We start from the raw sequence: 22638 nt of genomic DNA, 5'->3' as shown, positions 1-22638 counted from the left end.
GGTGGTTTCATGTTTAAATTTAACGATGAGAAAGGGCAGTTGAAATGCTCTTTTTGCGGTAAATCTCAGGAACAGGTGCGCAAGCTGGTCGCTGGACCGGGCGTTTACATTTGTGATGAATGTATCGAACTGTGCACTGAAATCGTAGAGGAAGAGCTCGGTCATGACGAAGAACTGGACCTCAAAGATATTCCAAAACCGAAAGAAATCCGCGACATTCTTGACCAGTACGTCATTGGTCAGGATCAGGCGAAGAAATCTTTGTCTGTAGCGGTTTACAATCACTATAAACGGATCAACACACAAAGTAAGATTGAGGATGTTGAATTGCAAAAAAGTAATATTTTGCTGTTAGGACCTACGGGTTCTGGTAAAACGTTGCTTGCGCAAACGATGGCCAAAATCCTTAATGTTCCTTTTGCTATTGCTGATGCAACTTCATTGACGGAAGCAGGTTATGTCGGCGAAGATGTAGAGAACATTCTGCTCAAGCTGATTCAAGCTGCTGATTATGATGTGGAAAAAGCAGAGCGCGGCATTATTTATATCGATGAAATTGATAAAGTAGCGCGTAAATCCGAGAACCCATCCATTACTCGTGATGTATCGGGTGAAGGTGTTCAACAAGCGCTCTTGAAAATCCTGGAAGGAACTGTAGCTTCTGTACCACCACAAGGTGGTCGTAAGCATCCACATCAGGAATTCATCCAGATTGATACCACCAACATCTTGTTCATTTGTGGCGGTGCCTTTGATGGTCTCGAGCAAATGATTAAACGCCGGATCGGTAAAAAAGTCATCGGCTTTAATACCGTTGCGGAACAAAAAGATCTTAAACCAGGTGAATATCTGGGTATGGTATTGCCGGAAGACTTGCTGAAATTCGGTCTGATTCCGGAATTTGTAGGCCGTTTGCCAGTTATCTCCACTTTGGAGCCGCTGGACGAAGACACATTGGTACGGATTCTTTCCGAGCCAAAAAATGCGCTTACGAAACAGTACCAAAAACTGCTTGAGCTGGATAATGTGAATCTGGTGTTCGAACCAGGAGCATTGCTGGCGATTGCGAAGGAAGCCATTAAACGTAACACGGGTGCACGTGGACTACGTGCAATCATCGAGGGCATTATGCTTGAGATTATGTACGAAGTGCCTTCCCGTGATGATGTTACGAACTGTGTCATTACCGAAGAGGTCGTTGAGAAGAGAGTCGTGCCTGAACTGAGCCAATCCAAGGACGACAAGCAGGAAGAAAGTGCCTAACTAAAGGCGAATATTCCGTTTCAACACTGAAATATAGACTTGTCAGTTCTCCACTCCTGGCAGAAGGCGAATTCATGTCTCTGTCAGGGTGGAGCTTTGACGTTGTGGGGAGAGAAATCACTCATGTTTTTAAGACAAGATACACGACCCGTAAAAGTGGGTAACTTAACGATTGGTGGCAGCAACGAAGTCATCATCCAGAGCATGTGTACAACGAAAACGGCAGACGTTGAGGCAACCGTGGCAGAGATTTTGCGTTTGGAAGAAGCAGGCTGCCAAGTGGTGCGTGTAACGGTGAACAATGAGGAAGCTGCAGCAGCCATCAAGGAAATCAAAAAACGGATTAATATTCCGCTCGTAGCGGATATCCATTTTAATTATAAACTGGCGCTCCTTGCGATTGAGAATGGCATCGATAAAGTACGGATTAATCCCGGCAATATCGGTAAACGTTCCAAAGTAGAGGAAGTCGTCAAAGCTTGTAAAGAGAAGGGTATTCCGATTCGGATCGGGGTAAACGCAGGTTCTCTGGAGAACCATTTGCTCGAAAAATATGGTTATCCAACAGCTGATGCTATGGTAGAAAGTGCACTTTATCACATTGGCATTCTAGAAGAATTGGATTTTCATGATATTATCGTGTCTCTCAAAGCATCGGATGTGCCGATGGCGATTGAGGCTTATTCCAAAGCGGCTGAGATCATCAAGTATCCGTTGCATTTGGGCATTACCGAGGCGGGTACATTGTTCTCTGGTACAATCAAAAGTTCTGCCGGTATGGGTGCCTTGTTATCCATGGGCATTGGTTCGACGATGCGGATATCGCTTAGTGCGGACCCGGTTGAAGAGATCAAGGTTGCTCGTGACCTGCTCAAAACCTTTGGTCTGATTTCAAATGCAGCTACGCTGATTTCCTGTCCTACCTGTGGCCGTTTGGATATCGATCTGTTCTCCATTGCTAATGAAGTGGAAGAGTATATCTCCAAACTTAAGGTGCCGATCAAAGTATCGGTGCTGGGTTGTGCTGTTAACGGTCCGGGTGAAGCCAAGGAAGCGGATATCGGTATTGCCGGTGCACGCGGAGAAGGCTTGTTATTCCGTCATGGTAAAATGATCCGTAAAGTGCCAGAAGAGATCATGGTTGAGGAATTGAAAAAAGAGATCGACAAAATCGTGGAGTCTTATGAAGCGACAGGCGTTATTCCTGGCCGCTCGCACTGATTGATTTATATATCGTTTTGTAACAGTCCGTCAGCATTGACGGGCTGTTTTTTGTTCTCAAACATACAATTTCCTGATCACCCGTTTACGTCTCGGTGAAAAGGCTATACTACCAAGTATTAGCATGATCTCGTATGAGAATAGGGATAGAACAGGAGGATGTTGAGACATGGAATTTGGTATGGTCATAATGATGATTCAGTTATTTTTTGGTGTGGTGATCGGTTTGTATTTCTGGAATTTACTTCGAGGGCAGAAAACGAATCGCGGTGCGGTGGAGCGTGAATCCCGCAAGGAACTGGAGAAGCTGCGGAAGTTGCGCTCCATTTCACTCACCAAGCCCCTGTCAGAGAAGACGCGTCCGGCAACCATTAATGACATTGTAGGGCAAAAAGACGGACTTCGCGCCCTTAAAGCCGCGCTATGCAGTGCTAATCCACAGCATGTCATTATATATGGACCTCCAGGGGTAGGTAAAACAGCTGCTGCAAGGGTGGTTTTGGAAGAAGCCAAAAAGAATCCGTCATCTCCCTTCAAGGCCGATGCCAAATTCACGGAACTTGACGCCACGACGGCGCGTTTTGATGAACGGGGTATTGCTGACCCTTTGATTGGTTCAGTGCATGATCCGATCTATCAGGGAGCAGGAGCGATGGGCGTAGCAGGCATTCCACAGCCGAAACCCGGTGCCGTTACCAAAGCGCATGGAGGGATGCTTTTTATTGATGAGATCGGTGAACTGCATTCCATTCAGATGAATAAACTGCTGAAAGTATTGGAGGACCGCAAGGTGTTTTTGGAAAGTGCGTACTATAACTCGGAAGACACGCATACTCCTGCTTATATCCACGATATTTTTCAAAATGGTCTGCCAGCCGATTTTCGTCTTGTCGGAGCGACGACTCGATCGTCCCATGAACTGCCTCCAGCCTTGCGCTCGCGGTGCATGGAGGTCTATTTCCGTCCATTGCTGCCGGAAGAAATCGGGCAAATTGCGGAAGACGCTGTACAGAAAATCGGATTCAGTCCATGTCTAGAGGCAGTTGATGTGGTTAAGCGCTATGCAACCAATGGCCGTGAAGCGGTCAATATCATTCAACTCGCTGCTGGGCTGGCTTTGACTGAAAAACGTGAAACGCTGCAGGCGTCGGATGTGGAATGGGTCGCTGGCAGCAGCCAGATTCAGCCCCGGCCAGATCGCAAGGTGCCTATGCGGCCACAGATCGGTTTTGTGAATGGCTTGGCCGTATATGGACCGAATATGGGCACCATTCTGGAGATCGAAGTATCCGCTGTTCCGACTCTTCGAGATCAGGGACGAATTAACATCACGGGAGTTGTGGATGAAGAAGAGATTGGAGGCGGTTCGCGCACACTCCGGCGAAAAAGCATGGCTAGAGGCTCGGTTGAAAATGTGATAACCGTATTAAAGGCCATGGGCATTCGTCCTAACGACTATGATTTACACGTCAACTTCCCAGGTGGAACGCCAATTGATGGCCCATCTGCGGGGATTGCCATGGCGACAGCCATTACATCAGCCATCCAGGGGCGTCCGATTGACCATGAGACAGCGATGACTGGCGAGATCAGTATTCATGGCCGGGTAAAACCGATAGGCGGTGTACTCGCCAAAGTGGAGGCTGCATTCCAGGCGGGCGCCAAAACGGTCATTATTCCGGCAGAGAACTGGCAGTCCATCTTTGAAAATCTGGATGGCTTACGAGTTATCCCGGTCGATACCGTTGAAGACGTATTCCGAGAAGTATTTGACTGGGTGCCTAATGAGGAGCAAGCCAAACAAATCAACCTTGCGGAGGAGACAGCAACACCTGCACCGGAGATTTTCCCGCCGGCATCCGCATCCTATTTACGTGCTGACTTGCCCCGTCCAGGACAGGTTACAGATTCGGGAAGCTGCTAAGCGCTTCCCTTCATTGGTTTTTTATGTGAACATTTGATAGAATAATGAATGACTACAACCTGAGAGCCATTGGAGGTGCGAAAGCGATGGGACCGAGCAAAGCGAAAGGTCGTCGTTTTCCTTTACTGCCTTTAAGAGGACTTCTCGTCTACCCGAGTATGGTACTGCATCTCGATGTGGGCCGGGAGAAATCGGTCAAGGCTTTAGAAAAAGCGATGGTAGAAGAACATTTGATTCTCCTATGTTCCCAAGCCGAGGTAAATATTGAAGAACCAACACAAGAGGATATTTTCAGAATCGGAACGGTTGCCAAGGTCAGACAGATGCTGAAGCTTCCAAACGGGACGATTCGTGTACTTGTGGAAGGCTTGGAACGGGCTGAAATCATTGAATATACGGACAACGAGGAATACTATGAGGTTCTGGCACAAGAGCTTCCTGAAGAGGAGAACAGTCATCCGGAAACAGATGCGCTGATGCGTACAGTTCTGAACCAGTTCGAAAATTATATTAATCTGTCCAAAAAGGTTACACCTGAGACACTTGCGGCTGTGTCTGATATTGAAGAACCAGGTCGCTTGGCCGATGTCATCACCAGTCACCTGTCTTTGAAGATCAAGGACAAACAGGAGATTTTGGAGACCATCGACGTTCGTGAACGGCTGGAGAAGTTGCTGGACATCCTGAACAATGAGCGGGAAGTACTGGAGCTTGAACGCAAAATCAGCCAGCGCGTGAAGAAGCAGATGGAGAAAACCCAGAAAGAGTACTATCTGCGTGAGCAGATGAAGGCGATTCAAAAAGAGCTGGGAGAGAAAGAAGGCCGTGCCGGGGAGGTTGAGGAACTCCGAAATCAAATGGAGGCTCTTGGCTTGCCGGACAAGGTGAAGGAAAAGGTTGAGAAAGAAATTGATCGGCTTGAGAAAATGCCATCAAGTTCTGCCGAAGGTGGCGTTATCCGCAACTATGTGGATTGGCTGCTGGGACTGCCTTGGACACAGCTGACAGCTGACGATCTGGATATTCAAAAGGCTGAAGATGTGTTAAATGCAGATCACTACGGTTTGGAAAAACCGAAAGAACGTGTGCTTGAATATCTGGCTGTTCAGAAGCTGGTGAAAAAGCTTAAAGGACCGATCCTCTGTCTGGTTGGACCTCCAGGGGTCGGGAAAACGTCGCTTGCCCGCTCTATCGCCAGATCCCTTGGACGCGAATTCGTCAGAATATCGTTGGGTGGCGTGCGAGATGAAGCAGAAATTCGCGGTCATCGCCGCACTTATGTTGGTGCAATGCCAGGCCGCATCATTCAGGGCATGAAGACAGCGGGTTCACTCAATCCGGTGTTCCTGCTGGACGAGATCGACAAAATGGCTTCGGACTTCCGTGGAGACCCTTCCGCAGCGCTGCTTGAAGTACTTGATCCCGAACAGAACAACACATTCAGTGACCACTTTGTAGAGTTGCCGTTTGACTTATCTAACGTTATGTTTATTACAACTGCCAACACAGTGCATAACATTCCACGTCCGCTTCTGGACCGGATGGAGATGCTCAATATTCCGGGGTATACCGAGCTGGAGAAGCTGCAAATTGCCAAAAACTATTTGCTGCCGAAACAGAAACAGGATCATGGTCTGGAAGAAGATCAGCTGAATATCGGGGATGACAGCATGTTGCGTGTCATTCGTGAATATACACGAGAGTCCGGCGTGCGAAATCTGGAACAGCAGATGGCTTCGTTGTGTCGGAAAGCGGCCAAAAACATCGTGTCTGGTGTGGAAGGTCAGATTAACATTACAGCAGATGAAGTGAAGGATTACCTTGGTCCGGGTAAATTCCGCTATGGTATGGCCGAACTGGAAGATCAGATTGGTACTGTGACGGGATTGGCGTGGACTGAAGTGGGTGGAGATACCCTCGTGATCGAGGTTACCGTTGTACCTGGTACAGGCAAGCTAACGCTGACAGGCAAACTGGGCGATGTCATGAAGGAATCGGCTCAGGCGGCATTCAGCTACACCCGATCCAAAGCTGCACAGCTTGGCATCCCGTCTGACTTCCATGAGAAGAACGATATCCATATCCACGTTCCGGAAGGAGCCATTCCAAAGGATGGACCATCCGCAGGAATTACAATGGCGACTGCGTTGATCTCTGCTCTAACGAACAAACATGTCTCCAAAGATATTGCCATGACCGGCGAAATAACGCTGCGTGGCCGTGTGTTGCCAATCGGCGGACTTAAGGAAAAATCACTGGCGGCCCACCGCGCCGGTTACAAAAAAATATTATTGCCCAAGGATAACGAACGGGACCTGCGGGATATTCCGGACAGCATCAAAGAAGATGTGGAATTTGTTCCTGTAGCCCATATGGATCAGGTGCTGCAACATGCGCTTGTGGAACAGGCAGGAATACACCTGTAGCCCGTTAAACGAGGGATCGTATGAAGAGTAAACCGTTCTGCGGAAGCTTTGGCGTCCGCTGGAACGGTTTTTTTGGTATGATAGAACAATCCATGGCATAATACCAACAGCAGCTCTAATTAAGAGCACAGGATTCAAGAGAGGACAGATACATTATGAAAGTAAATCAATCCGAATTTATTATCAGTGCCGTTCGGCCTGAACAATACCCCGAGGACGGCCTGCCCGAGATTGCCTTGGCGGGACGATCCAATGTAGGGAAATCATCTTTGATCAACCGTTTGATTAATCGTAAAAACTTGGCACGGACGAGTTCTACCCCTGGTAAGACACAGCAACTGAACTATTATAAGATCAATCAGGATCTCTACTTCGTCGATTTCCCGGGATATGGCTACGCTAAAGTTTCCAAAGAGCAACGCTTTGCCTGGGGCAAAATGATGGAGAAGTACTTGTTGGGACGCGAGGAATTGAAACTGGTCATGCAGATGGTGGATATGAGACATGAACCGTCCAAGGATGACATGATGATGAATGAGTGGCTCCGCCATCATGGCTTGCCTCTGGTAGTGGTTGCGACGAAGATGGACAAGATTCCAAAAACACGTAGAGCCAAACATATTAAAGTCATCAAGGAAGCTTTGGATCTTCGCCCGGGTGATCTGTTTGTACCGTTTTCATCGGAAGAAGGTTTAGGAAAAGAAGAATTATGGGAGATCATTACCCGCTTTGCCGGAATCGGTCAAGCTTCAGCGGAAGAAGAGTCACAGGCTGAGGAAAATCACGCAGACCACGAAAATTAACGGATAACCGGGGATTACGCCATTTTGATGCAGGAAAGCGAGCAACTGGGGTGGATCTTTGATGCAATCAAGGATTAATCCATATTTTATGGATTTTCGTGAACATTCATTGTTTTATTTTGGGGCGAAATAGCTATACGGTAGTGTATAATGAGTATAGGTGCATTTGCGCCAACAGTACCAAAGTAGCGGCCTTGCCGACCTGAAGAATTTTGAGATCACTGCCACATGTGCAGGAAGACAAAACAATCGGGAAAGAATTGAGGAGATTTTATGGCTCAGCGATTAGCCACAGAGTATGTTAAAGCCACTTTGAAATTGTCAGAACCCCAGATGCATCAGTTTTTACGCATGACAGAAGATGGCCGGATTCATCAACGAGTGAAGGTGATGGAGAATGGCTGCCAGGAAATTGTGCTCGTAGATGTGAGTGGAGAAGAAGTTCATTTCCCTTTTGATCGTAGGGAAGGGTTTTACATCTGTGAGTTATCTTGCCGCCTGGTAAACCATTATCTGACGAACGTAGTCCGGAAGCTCTTTATGACCTTTAAGGGTGATGGCGTTGTTCATCGCATTTATGAGGAGTTTACCATGACGTATGTTTATACGCAGGGCGTTGTCCGTAAAATTGTGGAGCAGATCGGCGAGAATACCCGTGTCATCTACGAATACAAAAATACGTTGCTTGAATTGCAGCGTGTGTTCCAGGCTCGAGATATTGAACGCGAGATAAACCGGTTATACGCCGAGGTTGATTCGTTACTTGATACAAGAATGGATGCTTCTACTTCTGATCAACTCCAGCAGATTGATAAAAAGCTTGCGCGCCACCAGAAACGGCTGTTTGAGCTTGAAGCCTACTGACCCAAAAGAGTGAATTATACAAGTATTTAACTAACCATCCCCTAATGCTCTGATCTGGTACATTCCAGGTAGAAGCGAAAGGGGATTTCTTGATTTCGGGAGCTTGATGGATACGAATCTTTTATTTTTTGATCTTCCTAAAGGGGTTGCATTCCCTTTGGATAGATGTTATTTTTAATCTCATTGAAATGAAAAGAATAAAGGAACCAAGTACGCAAAGAAACGTGATTGAATAACGACAGCATGAATAATGTTCACATATCGGGATGGAACGAAGATCATCCCAAACCTGAATAGTCATGGAGCCATCCATGGCTATTTGTTTTATATGGGATTTTCATGAATCTTTATCATTAAAACAAGTATTTAACGCATAACGGTGAAGATTGGTGAGACACTACAATAAATGACAATGCATAAGATGATTTACATGGGGATTTCATAAACATTTCATAAAAATGGCCCGGTCATACTATGGATGTGTGATATAATTAACCATGTCAATCATAAATGGATGAACATATGTAGAAAACACTTTGATTGGAAATTTATTAGGCAGGTGAACTTGCAATGCACATCGTTGTCGTTGGTTTGAATTATCGCACGGCGCCTGTAGAGGTTAGGGAACGATTCACATTTGCAGAAAAGGACTTGTCTGAAGCGCTGCAGCAGCTCAAGCTGACCAAGAGTGTATTGGAAGGTGTAATCGTAGCCACATGTAACCGTACCGAGTTGTATGTTGTGGTAGACCGTCTTCACATGTGTGGTTATTTTATTCGGACGTTCATGGAACAATGGTTTAATGTTCCGCGGGAAGAATTTACGCAACACTTATATATATATGAAGATGATCAAGCCATGCGCCATTTGTTCCGTGTCATTTGTGGGCTGGATTCCATGGTTATTGGTGAGACTCAGATTCTTGGACAGGTGAAACAGGCTTTCTTCAAAGCACAGGAAGAGAAAGCTACTGGGACCTGGTTTAACATGCTGTTCAAACAGGCTGTTACATTGGGCAAACGGGCACATTCAGAGACTTCGATCGGAGAGAGTGCGGTATCTGTAAGTTATGCTGCTGTAGAACTAGGCAAGCGTATCTTTGGTATGTTCACGGATAAGAAGGTGCTGATTCTGGGTGCCGGCAAAATGAGTGAACTTACAGTAAAACATCTGTATACCAATGGAGCCTCCGAAGTCATTGTGGCGAATCGGACACTTGCGCGAGCTGAGGAATTGGCAGCGAAGTTTCGGGGGACCCCTTGTACGATGGAACAGGCACTAGAGCGACTGAACGAGGTTGATATTGTCATTAGTTCGACGGGGGCCGAAAGATATGTACTGGATGCCACTGTGGTTCGAGAGAGCATGAAGCGTCGTCAATCGCGTCCACTGTTCCTGATTGATATTGCTGTTCCGCGGGATATCGATCCGGCGATCGGCGAGTTATCCAATGTATTCCTTTATGATATTGATGATTTGGAAGGAATCGTGGAGAGCAATCTGGAGATGCGTAAGGTGGAAGCTGCCAAGATCGAGAAAATGATTGAACTTGAGATGGAAGATTATTATCAATGGCTCAAAACCTTGGGCGTTCGTCCTGTCATTCGGGCATTGCAGGAAAAAGGTGCTTCCATTCATGAAGAAACGATGGATAGTCTGTTTAATAAATTGCCTGAACTGGATGAACATCAGCGTAAAGTTATCCGCCGTCTGACGAAAAGCATCGTGAATCAAATGACGACAGATCCGATTAACCGGATTAAGGAAATGGCTGGTACCAAGCATGGTGATGAAGCGCTGCGCATGTTTACTCAGATCTTTGCTCTGGAGGATGCCGTAGAGGGGGCCGCTGAGAAAGTAAATCAGAGCGATGCCACGGCTCTGCGCAAACCGGATGCCGTTCATCTTAACGATTCCCGGCAAGACCCCGTGCCGGCTTATGCTCCGGCAGGCGTATAAGGCGGGTGGGCAGCTTGACCCTAGCTGAACAAATCTATGAAGCTTTAATCTATATGTATGCCCTGAGCCTACTGTTCTATTTCTCGGACTGCATTCGACGCAATGCGGGGGCGAAGCGGACAGGCACAGGGTTTCTTGTTGTTGTATGGGCACTTCAGGTGTTCCATGTCATTTTACGTATGTTAACCGAAGGGCATTTTCCAATCTACACCACGTTTGATTTTTTGTTTATATTTTCATTTAGCATCGTACTAATGTCTCTAGTGATGACTCGTATTCAACGTTCCGAATTTGTCATTTTGTTGCTGAACGTGGTTGGTTTCTCGGTTACAGTGTTGAACCGGTTGTGGTTTACAGCAGGTGAGATATCTCTGCATAACTGGCAGACAGTGCATGGATTGCTTATTATGCATATCACCTTGGCCAATCTTGGTTTTGCGGCTTTGACGGTGGGTGCTGTATTTGCCATGTTATATCTGTTTTTGCACCGCAAGCTGAAGAATAAGAAATGGAATGATACCGTACGTCGTCTGCCGAGTCTCGAAGTGATCGGCAAATATATGGATGGGGCTACACTGATTGGCACACCTCTCCTTGGTGTTTCTATCATGCTCGCGGTATTGTCCATTGTAGCCGAAACGCGCTGGAGCCTGCTCTTGGATCTCAAGGTTATTGCAACGGGGCTTGCCATAGCGATCTATGTGGGGTACTTCGTCTTTAAGAGAAGAAAACAGTTCTCCACAGTTATTATGGCGAGATGGACGCTGATCGGATACGGCTTTGTCATTATCAGTTTTTTATCCAATGCGTATTCAGCGTTTCATCGTTGGACGGGAGAGTGAAGGGATGGAACGGTACACGCCAATATTTGTGGATATATCAGGGAAATCCTGCTACGTGGTTGGAGGCGGACGTGTTGCTGAACGTAAAATAAAAGGTTTGCTTCATGCGGAAGCACAGATCAAGGTGATTAGTCCGGAAGTTACGCCAACGTTACAACAATTGCATCATGATTCCCGAATTCAATGGCTGGCCCGGTCCTACCGCAATGGAGATTTGCGGGGGGCCTTTCTCGTATATGCAGCAACGGACCATAGTGAAGTGAACACAGCTGTTGTCCAAGAAGCTGAAGATGCGGGTATACTGGTTAATGACGCTATATCTTCTGAGCAAAGTACCTTTATTACACCAAGTGTGGTCAGGCGTGGCAGACTGAGCATTGCGATATCGACCGCTGGAGCAGGGCCTATAGCCGCAGCGGAAATTCGTGACACATTGGAACAGCAATTCGGAGATGAGTACGAGACATATATTGAATTTTTGTATCAGATGAGGATGGAAGTAAAGGCACGTGTATCTTCACCAGGTGTCAGAGCTAAATTACTCCGTCGTTTAACCGAAATGAATGTACTGGAAAAGATCCGTGCAGGTCAGTTTAAGTGGTGGACCGAAGAACAAATTGGGGACTGGATATCCCATAATCAGGAGGACATGTAGACATGCGGACAATTAAAGTGGGAAGCAGACAAAGCGCACTTGCTTTGACCCAGACAGGCCATGTAATTCAAGATTTACGTGATATTTGTGAACGGGAAGGATTAGCTTTTGATTTTGAAGTACATAAAATTGTTACAAAAGGAGATTTAATTCTCGATGTAACCCTGTCCAAAGTCGGAGGCAAAGGACTGTTTGTCAAAGAGATTGAACAGGCGATGATGGATCGTACGATTGATATGGCTGTTCACAGCATGAAGGATATGCCTTCCGAGTTGCCCGAAGGGTTGACGAACGGTGCTGTTCCGCGCCGTGCGGATCCTCGTGATGCACTAATTTCGAATGGTGGACTCACATTGGATCAATTGCCAGAAGGTGCAAAAGTGGGGACGAGCAGTCTGCGTCGATCCAGTCAACTGAAAGCATACCGTCCGGATTTACAACTCGAATCGCTTCGTGGCAATATCGATTCCCGTCTGCGCAAGCTGGAGACAGAAGGTTTGGACGCCATTATTTTGGCTGCCGCTGGTCTGTATCGAATGGGCTGGCAGGATCGGATTACGGAATATCTATCGGAAGAAGCTTGTCTTCCCGCAGTAGGTCAGGGTGCGCTTGGCATTGAATGCCGTGAAGACGATGCGGAACTGCTCCATCTGTTGCAGTTGTATAACGATCCGGAAACCGCATTTCCTGTGTTGGCTGAACGTCGCTTCCTTAGTGTATTAAATGGGGGCTGTCAGGTTCCGATTGGAGCTCATGCCGTATGGGTGAAACAGCAAGATGCAGATTCCCCGAATGGACAAAACACGTTACAATTAACAGGTATGGTCGGTACGCCGGACGGTGGACTGATTCTTAAAGAAGCGATGACGGGCAAAGATCCGGTTCGTCTTGGGGAAGAAGTGGCTTGGAGATTGATTGAACGGGGAGCAGAGCAGATACTGGCAGAAGTTAGGGGATGAAGACATGGTGGGGAAGGTCTTTTTGGTTGGTGCAGGTCCTGGGGACGCCAAGCTGATTACGGTAAAAGGCTGGGAATCGATCGGTCGAGCGGATGCTGTTGTTTACGATCGGTTGGCTAGTCCAAGATTACTCAAACAAATGAAGCCCGGCGCGGTTAAGATATATGTGGGTAAACGGCCGGATCGACATACGATGAAGCAGGAAGAAATCAACCAGCTGTTGGTTGATCTCGCACTGGAAGGCAAGGTTGTGGTCCGGCTTAAAGGGGGAGACCCGACGATATTCGGACGCGTAGGTGAAGAGGCTGATCTGCTGCGCAAAAACGACGTTCCTTTTGAAATCGTACCTGGTGTAACCTCAGCAATAAGTGTACCTGCTTACGCTGGAATACCTGTGACCCACCGCGACTATGCTTCCTCTATTTCCATCATTACGGGGCATGAGAGTCCGGACAAGCTTGATCGCAGTATTCATTGGGATAAAGTGACGAATGCAACAGGCACACTGGTATTTATGATGGGAGTCTCCAAAATTGGATATATCAGCGAACAGTTGATTCGCCACGGACGCCCTTCGCAAACACCAGTGGCATTGATTCGATGGGGAACAAGAGCAGAGCAGGATACGATCACAGGTACGCTTGAAGATATTGAAGCAAAAGTCATCGCTGCGAATTTTCAACCACCCGCTGTCATTGTTGTTGGTGAGGTGGTGAACCAGCGCGAACAATTGAAATGGGCGGAAGCACTGCCGCTGTTTGGCAAACGCATTTTGGTGACGCGAGCACGCAGTCAGGCTAGTGAATTGGTCAACCGGATCGAGGAACTTGGCGGTGAACCTTATGAATTTCCGGTAATTGAGACCGTGATGCCATCAGGGGAGTCGGCACAGGAAAGTGTCAAACAGGCGTTTGGGGCGTTAAATACGTTTGACTGGGTATTTTTCACGAGTGTAAACGGGGTGGAATTCTTTTTCCGTCATTTGCAGCAACAGGGAAAAGATATTCGCTCCATTCATCAAGCGAGAATTGCGGCGGTAGGGCCTTCCACTGGGGAAGCTTTGCGTAAGTATGGCATCGTGGCGGAAGTCATCCAAGGACCATTTCAGGCCGAAGGTATGCTTGAAGCTTTTGAAAGTGAACTGAAGGAAGGGCAGAGGGTTCTTTTACCGCATGGAGATCTCGCACGCTCCTGGTTGCCTGAACAGTTGAGGGAGCGGGGACTTCTGGTCACCGAGGCGATTATCTATGACACCATTCTGGCTGGCGAGGATGACGATGAACTGCTGAAGCTGCTTGAAGAGGGCGGCATTCATGCGATGACCTTCACGAGTTCTTCCACAGTCACCAATTTCATGAGTATTCTGAAACGAATGGGATTGCAGGACCCCTTATCTTTATTGGAAAATGTAGAGGTTGCATGTATCGGGCCTGTTACAGCGAAGACGGCAGAAGCAGCAGGCTTGAAGGTCACAATGATGGCTGAAGAAGCAACCATTGAGAGTCTTATTTCTGTGTTGTCTGAGTGGAAACGAAAGCCTGCTACAGAAGCTGTATTTCCCCGTTAAACCTATAAATTGAACCGCAATCGATAGATGAAGCGTGCTGAATTCGTTACGATACCGGCGCGCTTCGCTTTTTGCTCCACATCACTATTCAGGGAGGTTTCACACGTATGAGTTTTCCAATTGTGCGGCATCGCCGTTTACGTCAATCCACAGGTATTCGAAATATGGTGAGAGAGACCCATTTGACTGTGGATGACTTTATCCAACCCATCTATGTTACTTATGGTGAAAATGTAAAATCCGAAATCAAATCCATGCCGGGCGTATTCCGCTTCTCGCTGGATCGTCTGCAGGAAGAAGTGAAGGAGATCGCCGATCTGGGTATTCCAGCTGTGCTCTTATTCGGTATTCCCGAAACCAAAGACAGTGTTGGTTCGTCTGGATTTGCTGAAGATGGCATTGTACAGGAAGCAACGAAGCTGATTAAGTCCTGGTATCCTGAGCTGCTCGTTGTGGCTGATACCTGTCTGTGCGAATTCACCGATCACGGTCATTGTGGCATGGTGCACACCGTGGAAGTGGACGGTCACATTTGCGGAGATGTTCTCAATGACGAATCACTGGAGCTGCTCGTGAAAACAGCGGTATCCCAGGCTAAAGCTGGAGCGGACATCATTGCACCATCCAACATGATGGATGGATTTGTCCAAGCGATTCGTGCCGGACTGGATGAGAATGGCTTCAGTCACATTCCAATCATGTCCTACTCCGTAAAATATGCTTCGGCATTCTATGGTCCATTCCGCGAAGCTGCGGATTCCACGCCACAATTCGGAGATCGCAAGTCTTATCAGATGGACCCGGCGAACGCTCGTGAAGCATTGCGTGAAGCCGAAACGGATGTGTTGGAAGGAGCGGACATGCTGATGGTGAAACCTTCACTGTCCTATCTGGATGTCATGCGTACGATCAAGGACAATTTTGATCTGCCACTGGTTGCTTACAACGTAAGTGGAGAGTATGCCATGGTGAAGGCAGCGGCGATTCAAGGGTGGATTGATGAGAAGAAAGTGGCCATGGAAATTCTGCTGAGTATGAAACGTGCGGGAGCAGATATGATTATTACGTACTACGGAAAAGACGCTTCACGCTGGTTGGCCGAGAAATAAATTTATATTAAGGAGGATGTTCATGACTGCACAACAAGGAACTCGTCGCAATGATGAGCGCTCACGCAGCGCATTTGAAGAAGCCAAGCAGTACATACCTGGGGGTGTGAACAGTCCCGTTCGTGCGTTCAAATCGGTAGGGCTTACCCCAATCTATGCAGAGCGCGGAGAAGGCTCCAAAATCTATGATATTGATGGCAATGTTTTTATTGATTATGTGGGATCCTGGGGTCCGCTCATTATGGGACATGCGCATCCTGACGTTGTAGAAGCTTTGCGTGAGACAGCCCTTAAAGGAACAAGTTTTGGTGCACCAACATTGCTGGAGACAGAGATGGCAAAACTCGTCTGTGACCGTGTGCCTTCGATCGATATCGTACGAATGGTAAATTCCGGTACGGAAGCAACCATGAGTGCAATTCGGCTGGCACGTGGTGTAACCGGACGCAGTAAAATTTTGAAGTTTGAAGGATCATATCACGGGCATGCCGATAGCTTGCTGATCAAAGCAGGGTCTGGTGTAGCAACACTGGGTCTGCCTGACAGCCCTGGTGTTCCTGAAGGTGTGGCTATGAATACGATTACGGTTCCATACAATGACCTGGAGTCAGTGAAGCTTGCTTTTGAACGTTATGGTGAAGAACTGGCTGCCGTCATTGTGGAACCTGTTGCAGGTAATATGGGAGTTGTGCCACCCGTTTCTGGTTTCCTTGAAGGCCTGCGCAATTTGACGTCTCAATACGGCAGTCTGCTCATTTTTGACGAAGTCATGACCGGTTTCCGTGTAGGGTTGAACTGTGCACAGGGACGATATGGCGTTACACCTGACCTGACTTGTCTGGGTAAAGTAATCGGTGGCGGGCTTCCGGTGGGCGCTTATGGCGGCAGACGTGATCTGATGGAACAGATTGCTCCGACCGGACCGATCTATCAGGCAGGTACACTGAGCGGTAATCCACTGGCTATGGCAGCAGGTTATACGACACTCAAATTGTTGACACCGGAGGTCTATGATCGTCTGGAGACACTGTCTGCACGCTTGCAGGCTGGGTTTGAGAAGAATGCAGCAGAGACGGGTGTAGCCATAACGATTAACCGTGTTGGTTCGATGGTATGTCCATTTTTCAGTGCTGTTCCGGTTACGAATTATGATATTGCCAAAGAAAGCAATCTCGATCAATTCCGTCGTTACTTTGCGGCCATGATTGATCAGGGTGTAAGTGTTGCACCTTCCCAATACGAAGGGATGTTTGTTTCTGGCGTGCATACGGAACAGGATATTGACGATACGATCGAGGCAAACCGTAAGGCTCTTCAATCATTATGACCATTAAAAGTTGGAAACGTCGTGGGGAATGGCTTGAGCTAATGCCAGGCAAAGCGGTGACAGGCAGTTCAGACAGGCAAACGGCTGCAGAGCAATGGCTCTTGTCTGAGCTTCAGTTACCAGAGAAAATGTTGCGTCAGCTAAAGACGAACCAAGGCATACAACTCGCAGGGGACAGGCTTCGGCTGGCCCTTTTTGCGTCTCAGCCGATCGATGTTGAACCGCGCTGGGCGAATATCGATGTTCTGTATGAGGATGACTTCTGTCTGGTCGTGCATAAACCGGCCGGAATGAAGCTTCATCCCGATGGGAGCCGGGCGGATCAAGCGATTACACTGGATCATGCGGTTGCGTCTTATTACGAAATGAATGGAATTCAGGCGAATGTACGCCATGTTCACCGTCTGGACGAGGACACAACTGGACCTGTTTTATATGCCAAAAATGCTTTTGCCCTCGCCAAACTGGATGAAGCGATGCGCCGTAAAGACATTGGGCGCCATTACGTCGCCATTGCAGGCGGTCAGATATCCACGGAGCTGAATACAATTGATGCTCCGATTGGGAAGGACAGGCATCACAAGCAACGCAGACGTATCTCTGAAGGTGGGCAGGACGCTGTAACTCACGTGGAGATCGTGGAGGTATGGGATAGGGCGACCCTTGTCCGGCTGACACTGGATACAGGACGCACACACCAGATTCGGGTGCATTTAAGTTATGCAGGACATCCCCTCGTTGGAGATGAGTTATATGAAGGCAGAAGGGATTCTATTGGTCGACAAGCGCTTCATGGTGAGACACTGAGTTTTGCTCATCCACTAACAGGTGCACGAATTGAAGTGGCAGACCCTTGGCCGCAGGATTTTGAACAACTGGCACAACGGGAAGGCAAGGACCAATAAACTGGGAAGGTTTGCACAAAAGGTGGCATGCTCATCTCATTCAAGGCATATAGATGGGGTAACGAAGGATTTGGACCATGGATCAGTCCCATGAGAAGGATCATGGTGAACATATGCCGAAAGGAGGACGCCACCTTTGTTGAATCAACCTTATGGTTTGCGGTTCGATATTTATGAGCGCGTTCATTTGTCAGAGGGAGTTCCTGCAATTGAGGAACTGGAGGAAATTGAGTTATATCCCCGCATTCAGGTGATAGGTCAAGATGATCATGCAACATTGCGAGGCCATCTTTTGCTAACAGGTGCCTATCGGGGAGAGAACGAGATCTCGGAGGAACTCAAACATTTTATTCCGGTGGAGATCACGGTACCCCTGAACCGGGTAAGATCGCTTGAGGATATTTCCATTGAGATCGAAAATTTTGATGTCGATTTGTTATCCAACCGAAGTCTGAACATTACTGGCGTATTGTCGCTTCGCGGTATCGAGGGCTTTCCGGTGGAGGAACCGCAGGTCTGGTCAGCAGATGAGTTTACCGTTGTACATTCGCCCGACCCTCAGCAGGGCGACCGTTCTGCTGAAACAGAGCAGACAGGCAGCTATCCCAATGTGTTTGCTCAGGAGTATCTGCTTCAACGGAGCGAAGAGGAGTTACAGCAGGAACATCTATTTCAAGCTGCTTCCGAACCGTTTCAATCCTGGCAGCAAGGGGATGGGAACGCGGAGCAAAGCAAAATAGCTGAAAACGAAGAGTCCTCGTCCTTGAGGGACAAGGAGGATGAAGCGCAAGCGGATGTGTTGTCCGATACGCCTTCTCCCGTTTCGTCTTTTTTAGCGGAGACAGCCGACAGGTTGGCTTCTTACCCTGAATCTGAGCCTTTGCTTCCTCTGGCTGAAGAGTCGTCTGTCTGGTCCGAGCCTTCCGTCGAGACCTTACATACGAACCTAAGGAATTCGGAGCAGACCGATTCCAAACTGGATCTGCAGCCTTCGGATGAACAGGCAGCGCCGGACGTATGGCATTTTGAATCTGCCCGATCTGAACCAAAGCAGGAGGATCAGACGGTTGCAGATGTTCCGGCAGGTTCGCAGTCAGAGAACTGGCAGGATGTCTTCGCAGCATCTGAACCGGAAATTTCGGAGGAAAACACACCTCCTCTTGAAGCGGTGGAGACGAATGAGCCTGCTGAAAAAGAATCTTTTATCCCTGAACCTGTGGCTGAGACGGAAGACAAGCCGGAGCTTAAGGTTGCTTTTGGCAGCAAGAGAGAATCCGCACCCAAGCAGGAAGAGGGCGTAGGCATCTCCTCCTTGTTATCCTCTGGCAGGGTGACACGGGAGGCGGAGGCTGAACGGGAGCAAGAGGCACTTGCTGGAGTCCAGCAGCAAGAAGCATACCCGCCTGATGATGTAGAGTGGAAGAACCTGTTTCTCGGCACCATTGTCGATCAGACCCCGTTCCGTAAGGTGAAGTTATGCATTGTACAGCGTGAAGAGACGCTCGATACCATTGCAGACCGATATCAGTTAAGTACCCGAGAGCTCCAGTTGTATAATCGTTTGTCCGAACAGGTTGTGGAAGAAGGACAGATTCTATATATCCCTTAACCTGTAGGCTGGTTTAATGACCATTTCGACCCGTGATCCCTTGAGGATGGCGGGTTTTTGCTTTGTCAGCCCTCAACCTGCATTGCAGCGCGCTTTTTCCGCTGTTGTCAGGTTGACTATCGGGCACGGGCAGGGTATGATGTGTTTAGGTTTTTTGAAGAACAACGTGGATCGGGAGTAGTAGACAGTATGACCTTTCAGAGAGCGGGATTGTAGCGCTGGGAAATTCCGTAGGAACCAACTGATCGAAGTCGCCCGGGAGTTGCCTGTTTGAATACAAGGGATGAGTAACTTTAGTATCATTCATTCCTAAGGTAGGATGGGCCGGTCGCAGCCGTTATCTGCTTGAAGTGTCACGTAAGTTCAGAAGGGGTAGTCTATCTTTCTATCTGCGTGAAACAAAGGTGGTACCGCGAAAGCTAACCTTTCGTCCTTTGATGGATGAAAGGTTTTTTTGTTTTTTGGCGATGATGAATAAGTAACGGAGGAATGACACATGTCTGAACAAAAAAATTCAGCTGCAACAGAAATGCCAACCACATATGATCCGAAAGCTGCGGAACAAAAATGGTATTCCACTTGGATGGAAAATGGATATTTCAAGGCAGGCCAGCGTAAAGATGCTGAACCTTATACGATTGTAATCCCACCCCCGAACGTAACCGGAATGCTCCATATCGGGCATGCGCTCGATTTCACACTGCAGGACATTCTGATTCGTACCAAGCGGATGCAGGGCTATGATGCACTGTGGCTGCCGGGTTCTGACCATGCAGGTATTGCTACCCAAACCAAAGTAGAGCAGAAATTGCGTGAAGAAGGTCAGACTCGTTATGATCTGGGACGCGAAAAGTTCTTGGAGAAGGTATGGGACTGGAAAGAGCAATACGCAACGACCATTCGTCAGCAATGGGGCAAGATGGGCTTGTCGCTCGATTACTCGCGTGAACGTTTTACACTGGATGAAGGTCTATCCCAGGCTGTGCGTAAAGTGTTTGTTCAACTGTATGAAAAAGGCCTCATTTATCGAGGCAAACGAATTATTAACTGGGACCCGGTGAATCGGACTGCACTGTCCGACATCGAGGTTGAATATAAAGAAGTTCAGGGTCACTTGTACCATCTGCGTTATCCGCTCAAAGACGGAAGTGGGTATGTCACAGTAGCGACAACTCGCCCGGAAACGATGTTGGGAGATACGGCAGTTGCAGTTCATCCTAAGGATGAGCGTTACGCAGACATGATTGGCAAGGTGCTTGTTCTGCCTATTATCGGGCGCGAAATTCCGGTTATTGCAGATGAGTACGTAGATAAAGATTTCGGAAGCGGCGCCGTGAAAATAACGCCTGCTCATGATCCGAATGACTTCGAAGTGGGCCTTCGTCATGATCTGCCACAGATTACGGTGATGGATGAGACGGGTACGATGAATGCCGAAGCAGGCAAATATCAGGGACTGGATCGCAGTGACTGCCGGAAGCAGATTGTTGCAGACCTGCAAGAACAGGGCGTATTGATCAACATTGAGGATCATACGCATCAGGTTGGACACAGCGAACGTACAGGAGCTGTCGTTGAGCCGTATTTGTCGACACAGTGGTTTGTTGAGATGAAGCCACTCGCGGAGAAAGCGATTGAGAAGCAACAAAGCGGTGAAGGGGTTCATTTTGTTCCGGATCGTTTTGAGAAAACGTATCTGAACTGGATCGAGAATGTTCGTGACTGGTGTATCTCTCGTCAATTGTGGTGGGGTCATCGTATTCCTGCCTGGTACGACGAGGAGACTGGAGAAGTTATTGTATCTGCTGAAGATCCGACAACATTGCCAGAATACGCTGGACGCAAGCTGAGACAGGATGAAGATGTTCTGGATACATGGTTCAGCTCCGCATTATGGCCGTTTTCTACTTTAGGCTGGCCGGAAGACACGGAAGATCTGAAACGTTATTACCCGACAAGTGTACTCGTAACAGGGTATGACATTATTTATTTCTGGGTGGCGCGTATGATCTTTACCGCTCTGGAGTTCACGGAAGAGGTTCCGTTCAAGGATGTGCTGATGCACGGTCTTGTTCGTGATGCAGACGGACGCAAGATGTCCAAATCGCTAGGCAATGGTGTTGATCCGTTGGATGTGATTGAGAAATATGGTGCGGATGCAATGCGTTACATGATCTCTACAAGTAGTACTCCGGGTCAGGATCTCCGTTTCCGCTGGGAACGGGTGGAACAGGCTCGTAACTTTGCCAATAAAATCTGGAATGCATCGCGCTTCGCTTTGATGAATCTGGAAGGGTTCACCTATGAAGATCGCGATATTAGTGGAGACCTTGGAACAGCGGATTACTGGATTTTGCACCGCCTGAACGAAACTTCTCGTGATATTACGCGTCTAATCGAAGCATATGAATTTGGAGAAACAGGCCGTTTGCTGTATAACTTTATTTGGGATGACCTATGTGACTGGTATATTGAATTTGCGAAGTTGTCCTTCTATGGGGAAGATCCGGTTGCCAAGAAGAAAACACAATCGGTGCTTGCTTATGTGCTGGATCAGACTATGCGCCTGATTCATCCGTTCATGCCGTACATTTCGGAAGAGATCTGGCAGCATCTGCCGCATGAAGGCGAAACGATTACGTTGGCTTCCTGGCCTGTGTATGACCCTGCACTGGAGAACCCAGAAGCGGTTGCCGAGATGAACCTGCTTATGGATACCATTCGTGCAGTACGAAACATCCGTGCAGAAGTAAACGTACCAATGAGCAAGAAAATTGAATTGATGGTGAAAGCGAACAACGCAGAGACATCCAGCATCATTGAACGCAACAGCCATTACATCAAACGTTTCTGTAATACGTCCGAGTTCGACAGCGGCTTGGATCTGAGTTCACCGGATAAAGCAATGACTGCAGTCATTACTGGGGCTGAGTTGTACTTGCCGCTGGCGGGTCTTATTGATATTGATCAGGAAGTGGCTCGTCTGGAGAAAGAGTTGCAGAACCTTGAGGGCGAAGTACTCCGTGTGGAGAAAAAGCTGGCGAACGAAGGCTTTGTTGCCAAGGCTCCTGCCAAGGTTATTGAGGAAGAGCGCGCCAAGCAAGCGGATTATTCCGATAAACGGGATAAGGTGATTGCACGAATCAAGGAACTGAAAGGTTAATATATTCGGGTCGGATGGAGTGCTTCTGCGCCATCCGGCCGC

General features: G+C 47.9%; 16 protein-coding genes and 1 other annotated feature. All 16 genes read left to right on the top strand.

All coding sequences use genetic code 11. The features are described 5' to 3' along the window. Window positions 1–9: 9 nt before the first annotated feature. The 16 genes from clpX (at window position 10) to AC4PM4_RS28910 (ending at window position 22596) form a co-directional block, all read left to right on the top strand. Window positions 10–1263 (top strand): ATP-dependent protease ATP-binding subunit ClpX, encoded by a 1254-nt coding sequence (clpX, locus tag AC4PM4_RS28985; RefSeq protein WP_063566713.1) that lies wholly within the window; start codon window positions 10–12, stop codon window positions 1261–1263. 123 nt (window positions 1264–1386) lie between these two features. Continuing rightward, entirely contained in the window at window positions 1387–2484 is a 1098-nt protein-coding gene (gene ispG / locus AC4PM4_RS28980; RefSeq protein ID WP_063566714.1) for a flavodoxin-dependent (E)-4-hydroxy-3-methylbut-2-enyl-diphosphate synthase, read from the top strand. Between the two features lie 169 nt (window positions 2485–2653). Next, the gene (lonB, locus tag AC4PM4_RS28975) at window positions 2654–4408 is read left to right on the top strand and encodes an ATP-dependent protease LonB (protein ID WP_491615173.1); all 1755 of its coding nucleotides are present in this window, start codon (window positions 2654–2656) and stop codon (window positions 4406–4408) included. Window positions 4409–4494: 86 nt separating this feature from the next. After that, window positions 4495–6834, top strand: coding sequence for an endopeptidase La (gene lon, locus AC4PM4_RS28970; protein ID WP_072735421.1), 2340 nt, complete (start codon window positions 4495–4497; stop codon window positions 6832–6834). A gap of 155 nt (window positions 6835–6989) precedes the next feature. Beyond that, window positions 6990–7637: a ribosome biogenesis GTP-binding protein YihA/YsxC gene (gene yihA, locus AC4PM4_RS28965; protein ID WP_491615172.1), complete on the top strand. Its 648-nt coding sequence runs from the start codon at window positions 6990–6992 to the stop codon at window positions 7635–7637. A 273-nt stretch (window positions 7638–7910) separates the two neighbouring features. Then, window positions 7911–8501 carry a hypothetical protein gene (locus AC4PM4_RS28960; RefSeq protein WP_063566718.1) on the top strand — a complete coding sequence of 197 codons (591 nt, stop codon included), beginning with the start codon at window positions 7911–7913 and terminating at the stop codon, window positions 8499–8501. Between the two features lie 570 nt (window positions 8502–9071). After that, on the top strand, window positions 9072–10460 hold the full coding sequence (hemA, locus tag AC4PM4_RS28955; RefSeq protein ID WP_063566719.1) for a glutamyl-tRNA reductase: 1389 nt from the start codon (window positions 9072–9074) through the stop codon (window positions 10458–10460). A 14-nt stretch (window positions 10461–10474) separates the two neighbouring features. Then, window positions 10475–11302, top strand: coding sequence for a cytochrome c biogenesis protein CcsA (gene ccsA / locus AC4PM4_RS28950; protein WP_371121670.1), 828 nt, complete (start codon window positions 10475–10477; stop codon window positions 11300–11302). Then, window positions 11265–11957: a precorrin-2 dehydrogenase/sirohydrochlorin ferrochelatase family protein gene (locus AC4PM4_RS28945; RefSeq protein WP_491615171.1), complete on the top strand. Its 693-nt coding sequence runs from the start codon at window positions 11265–11267 to the stop codon at window positions 11955–11957. Before ccsA ends, AC4PM4_RS28945 begins: the two co-directional genes overlap by 38 nt. Before the next feature lie 2 nt (window positions 11958–11959). Next, the gene (gene hemC / locus AC4PM4_RS28940; protein WP_491615170.1) at window positions 11960–12916 is read left to right on the top strand and encodes a hydroxymethylbilane synthase; all 957 of its coding nucleotides are present in this window, start codon (window positions 11960–11962) and stop codon (window positions 12914–12916) included. 4 nt (window positions 12917–12920) lie between these two features. Continuing rightward, the gene (gene cobA, locus AC4PM4_RS28935; protein WP_491615169.1) at window positions 12921–14483 is read left to right on the top strand and encodes a uroporphyrinogen-III C-methyltransferase; all 1563 of its coding nucleotides are present in this window, start codon (window positions 12921–12923) and stop codon (window positions 14481–14483) included. Window positions 14484–14590: 107 nt separating this feature from the next. Next, window positions 14591–15592: a porphobilinogen synthase gene (gene hemB / locus AC4PM4_RS28930; RefSeq protein ID WP_063566723.1), complete on the top strand. Its 1002-nt coding sequence runs from the start codon at window positions 14591–14593 to the stop codon at window positions 15590–15592. A 22-nt stretch (window positions 15593–15614) separates the two neighbouring features. Next, window positions 15615–16919 (top strand): glutamate-1-semialdehyde 2,1-aminomutase, encoded by a 1305-nt coding sequence (gene hemL, locus AC4PM4_RS28925; protein WP_079696600.1) that lies wholly within the window; start codon window positions 15615–15617, stop codon window positions 16917–16919. Next, on the top strand, window positions 16916–17824 hold the full coding sequence (locus AC4PM4_RS28920; RefSeq protein WP_491615168.1) for an RluA family pseudouridine synthase: 909 nt from the start codon (window positions 16916–16918) through the stop codon (window positions 17822–17824). Before hemL ends, AC4PM4_RS28920 begins: the two co-directional genes overlap by 4 nt. A gap of 136 nt (window positions 17825–17960) precedes the next feature. Beyond that, window positions 17961–19433 carry a LysM peptidoglycan-binding domain-containing protein gene (locus AC4PM4_RS28915; protein WP_063566726.1) on the top strand — a complete coding sequence of 491 codons (1473 nt, stop codon included), beginning with the start codon at window positions 17961–17963 and terminating at the stop codon, window positions 19431–19433. Window positions 19434–19591: 158 nt separating this feature from the next. Further along, window positions 19592–19871 (top strand) — a binding site (T-box leader). A gap of 58 nt (window positions 19872–19929) precedes the next feature. After that, window positions 19930–22596 (top strand): valine--tRNA ligase, encoded by a 2667-nt coding sequence (locus tag AC4PM4_RS28910; protein ID WP_063568110.1) that lies wholly within the window; start codon window positions 19930–19932, stop codon window positions 22594–22596. The last annotated feature ends 42 nt before the right edge of the window (window positions 22597–22638 follow it).

The sequence above is a fragment of the Paenibacillus sp. MDV22-iso6 genome (genome assembly GCF_058408365.1).
The sequence above is the reverse complement of the archived record's forward strand: the minus strand, read 5'-3'. Positions and strand labels throughout refer to the sequence as shown.

Coding starts and splice junctions, on each gene's coding strand:
- clpX (WP_063566713.1), top strand. CDS start 10: ATGTTTAAATTTAACGATGAGAAAGGGCAGTTGAAATGCTCTTTTTGC.
- ispG (WP_063566714.1), top strand. CDS start 1,387: ATGTTTTTAAGACAAGATACACGACCCGTAAAAGTGGGTAACTTAACG.
- lonB (WP_491615173.1), top strand. CDS start 2,654: ATGGAATTTGGTATGGTCATAATGATGATTCAGTTATTTTTTGGTGTG.
- lon (WP_072735421.1), top strand. CDS start 4,495: ATGGGACCGAGCAAAGCGAAAGGTCGTCGTTTTCCTTTACTGCCTTTA.
- yihA (WP_491615172.1), top strand. CDS start 6,990: ATGAAAGTAAATCAATCCGAATTTATTATCAGTGCCGTTCGGCCTGAA.
- AC4PM4_RS28960 (WP_063566718.1), top strand. CDS start 7,911: ATGGCTCAGCGATTAGCCACAGAGTATGTTAAAGCCACTTTGAAATTG.
- hemA (WP_063566719.1), top strand. CDS start 9,072: ATGCACATCGTTGTCGTTGGTTTGAATTATCGCACGGCGCCTGTAGAG.
- AC4PM4_RS28945 (WP_491615171.1), top strand. CDS start 11,265: ATGCGTATTCAGCGTTTCATCGTTGGACGGGAGAGTGAAGGGATGGAA.
- hemC (WP_491615170.1), top strand. CDS start 11,960: ATGCGGACAATTAAAGTGGGAAGCAGACAAAGCGCACTTGCTTTGACC.
- cobA (WP_491615169.1), top strand. CDS start 12,921: ATGGTGGGGAAGGTCTTTTTGGTTGGTGCAGGTCCTGGGGACGCCAAG.
- hemB (WP_063566723.1), top strand. CDS start 14,591: ATGAGTTTTCCAATTGTGCGGCATCGCCGTTTACGTCAATCCACAGGT.
- hemL (WP_079696600.1), top strand. CDS start 15,615: ATGACTGCACAACAAGGAACTCGTCGCAATGATGAGCGCTCACGCAGC.
- AC4PM4_RS28920 (WP_491615168.1), top strand. CDS start 16,916: ATGACCATTAAAAGTTGGAAACGTCGTGGGGAATGGCTTGAGCTAATG.
- AC4PM4_RS28910 (WP_063568110.1), top strand. CDS start 19,930: ATGTCTGAACAAAAAAATTCAGCTGCAACAGAAATGCCAACCACATAT.